Here is a 2489-nt window from a genome sequence, read left to right as displayed (position 1 = left end):
CATGGCAAACGCTCTGCCCATCCCCGGCCACGTTGCTGGGACTGGCCTGCGACGCCGAGCCGGAGCTGGACCCCGAAGCCCTGCTGGCGCGTCGGGACGCCAGCTTCGCCCGCTCGCAGAAGCACTATTACGTCGACCCGCCGCGCATCGAGCGCGGCTGGCGCAACCACCTGATCGACATGCAGGGCCGTTCCTACCTCGACATGCTCAACAACGTCGCCGTCCTCGGCCACGGTCACCCGCGCATGGCCGAGGTGGCGGCGCGGCAATGGTCGCTGCTCAACACCAACTCGCGCTTCCACTATGCGGCGATTGCCGAATTCTCCGAGCGTTTGCTGGCGCTGGCGCCGGACTCCATGGACCGGGTGTTCCTGGTCAACAGCGGCACCGAGGCCAACGACCTGGCGATTCGCCTGGCCTGGGCCTACAGCGGTGGGCGCGACATGCTCAGCGTGCTGGAGGCGTACCACGGCTGGTCGGTGGCGGCGGATGCGGTGTCGACTTCGATTGCCGACAACCCCCAGGCCTTGAGCAGCCGCCCGGACTGGGTGCACCCGGTGACCGCGCCGAATACCTATCGCGGCGAGTTTCGCGGGCAGGACAGCGCCCCCGACTACGTACGCAGCGTGGAACACAACCTGGCGAAAATCGCCGCGCAGAATCGCCAGCTGGCGGGTTTCATTTGCGAGCCGGTGTATGGCAATGCCGGCGGGATTTCCTTGCCGCCCGGTTATTTGCAGCAGGTGTACGCGCTGGTTCGTGAGCAGGGCGGCGTGTGCATCGCCGACGAAGTGCAGGTGGGCTACGGCCGCATGGGGCATTTCTTCTGGGGCTTTGAAGAGCAGGGCGTGGTGCCGGACATCATCACCATGGCCAAGGGCATGGGCAATGGCCAGCCGTTGGGCGCGGTGATCACCCGCCGGGAAATCGCCGAGGCGCTGGAGGCCGAGGGTTACTTCTTCTCCTCATCGGGAGGCAGCCCGGTGAGTTGCCGGATCGGCATGGCGGTGCTGGATGTGATGGAGGAAGAAAAGCTGTGGGAAAACGCCCAGGAGGTGGGCGGACACTTCAAGGCGCGGTTGGAGGCGCTGGTCGAGCAGTATCCATTGGTGGGCGCAGTGCATGGTTCCGGGTTTTACCTGGGGCTGGAATTGGTCCGCGATCGACAGACCCTGGAACCGGCCACCGAAGAGACTGCGCTGCTGTGTGACCGACTGCGGGAGCTGGGGATCTTCATGCAGCCCACCGGCGACTACCTGAACATCCTCAAGATCAAGCCGCCGATGGTCACCTCACGGCACAGTGTGGATTTCTTCGTCGACATGCTGGCGAAAGTTCTGGAGGAAGGCTTGTAACAATAAACTCGATTTTTATCGGTAAAATTTGATCATTTTTCGATGGGTGGATATTTAATAGCTTCAAAAGCCGATTTTTATCCGCTATAAAGGCGTCCACTTGCCCGCCGCCGAGGAGATGATTCATGAGCCGTATCGTTACCGTTGCCGCGACCCAGATGGCCTGTTCCTGGGACCTTGATGCCAATCTCGAAACCGCTGAAAGGCTGGTGCGTGAGGCCGCCGCCAAGGGCGCGCAGATCATCCTGATCCAGGAGCTGTTCGAGGCCCCGTACTTCTGCCAGAAGCCGAACCCGGACTACCTGCAACTGGCGACCACGGTTGAAGATAACGTCGCGATCAAGCACTTCCAGAAGGTCGCCCGGGAACTGCAGGTGGTGTTGCCCATCAGTTTCTATGAACTGGCCGGCCGCGCGCGTTTCAACAGCATTGCGATCATCGACGCGGACGGCTCCAACCTCGGGATTTATCGGAAAAGCCACATCCCGGACGGCCCGGGCTACCATGAAAAGTATTACTTCAACCCCGGCGACACTGGCTTCAAGGTGTGGAACACCCGCTACGCGAAGATCGGCGTGGGCATCTGCTGGGACCAGTGGTTCCCGGAAGCCGCCCGCAGCATGGCGCTGCAAGGCGCGGAAATCCTGTTCTACCCGACCGCCATCGGCAGCGAGCCCCACGACAAGACAATTTCGTCCCGTGACCACTGGCAGCGGGTACAGCAAGGCCATGCCGGCGCCAACCTGATGCCGCTGATCGCCAGCAACCGCATCGGTAACGAGGAGCAAGACGGCTACGACATCACCTTCTACGGCTCGTCCTTCATTGCCAATCAGTTCGGCGAGAAAGTAGAAGAACTCAACGAAACCGAAGAAGGCATCCTGGTGCACCGCTTCGATCTCGATGAACTTGAACACATTCGCAGCGCCTGGGGTTCGTTCCGCGACCGCCGTCCGAACCTGTATGGTGCGCTTAAAACCCTCGACGGTTCCCTGGAGTCCTGAATCGCCATGACCACTTTGCACAGCACCCCCCGCGCCGACGGCTTCTACATGCCTGCCGAATGGGCGCCACAGACCCAGACCTGGATGATCTGGCCCGAGCGCCCGGACAACTGGCGCCTGGGCGGCAAGC

Annotated in this window: 3 protein-coding genes; all 3 read left to right on the top strand. The window is 62.0% G+C overall.

Annotated features, from left to right (window positions below):
- On the top strand, positions 1-1355 hold a 1355-nt coding region (locus HX846_RS31695; protein WP_178966912.1), incomplete at its 5' end, for an aminotransferase class III-fold pyridoxal phosphate-dependent enzyme.
- A gap of 125 nt (positions 1356-1480) precedes the next feature.
- On the top strand, positions 1481-2359 hold the full coding sequence (gene aguB, locus HX846_RS31690; protein ID WP_008435737.1) for an N-carbamoylputrescine amidase: 879 nt from the start codon (positions 1481-1483) through the stop codon (positions 2357-2359).
- Positions 2360-2365: 6 nt separating this feature from the next.
- Positions 2366-2489, top strand: a 124-nt coding sequence (locus HX846_RS31685; protein ID WP_178966911.1) for an agmatine deiminase family protein, incomplete at its 3' end; no start/stop codon positions are given.

This window comes from Pseudomonas sp. K5002 (assembly GCF_013386655.1).
GTDB lineage: Bacteria > Pseudomonadota > Gammaproteobacteria > Pseudomonadales > Pseudomonadaceae > Aquipseudomonas.
This window is presented reverse-complemented; position numbering and strand designations above follow the sequence as displayed.

Coding starts and splice junctions, on each gene's coding strand:
- aguB (WP_008435737.1), top strand. CDS start 1,481: ATGAGCCGTATCGTTACCGTTGCCGCGACCCAGATGGCCTGTTCCTGG.